The organism is Dactylosporangium darangshiense (assembly GCF_039537565.1).
Classification (GTDB): domain Bacteria; phylum Actinomycetota; class Actinomycetes; order Mycobacteriales; family Micromonosporaceae; genus Dactylosporangium; species Dactylosporangium darangshiense.
Genome location: NZ_BAABAT010000232.1, coordinates 1 through 586 on the forward strand (window position 1 = coordinate 1; position 586 = coordinate 586).

Annotated in this window: 1 protein-coding gene; it reads left to right on the forward strand. The window is 67.9% G+C overall.

The window, feature by feature from the left end; all coding sequences use genetic code 11:
* Nucleotides 1–584 (forward strand): TetR/AcrR family transcriptional regulator (locus ABD901_RS58860; protein WP_345145165.1); only part of this gene is annotated, 584 nt, incomplete at its 5' end.
* Between the last annotated feature and the right edge of the window lie 2 nt (nt 585–586).

Below are 586 nucleotides of genomic sequence, written 5' to 3' on the forward strand. Positions count from 1 at the left end.
GTGCGAAGACAGGTGGCGGCAGCCACCTGTCGGCCCGCGAGCGCCTCCTGGACGCGGCGAGCGAGCTGTTCTACCGCGAAGGTGTGCACACAGTCGGCATCGATCGGGTGATCGCACAAGCAGGCGTCGCGAAAGCCAGTCTCTACAACACCTTCGGCAGCAAGGACGAGCTCATCCGGGCATACCTTGTTGAATGGCACGAGCGGTGGAAGCGGCGCATTGTCCAACGGATCGCCAAGGACGACGGGAACCCCCGCGAGCAGTTGCTGGGGGTCTTCGACGCCCTCCACGACTCTTTTACGGAACCCGAGTTCCGCGGTTGCGCGTTCGTCAACGCCTGCGCAGAGTCCGCGCCCGGAGCTGCCGCAGAGGAGGCCGCGGACGTCGGCCGGGCCTGGGTGAGGTCGATCTTCACCGAGCTTGGGAAAGCAGCAGGAGCTTCCGCCCCCGAGCACCTCGCGGCACAGCTCGTCCTGCTCTACGACGGCGCGACAGTGGCCGCACGGATGGACCGAGACCCAGCAGCCGCCGCAGTCGCACGCGGCATCGCGGCGGCCTTGGTGGACGCGGCGATCGCCGCCTGAGG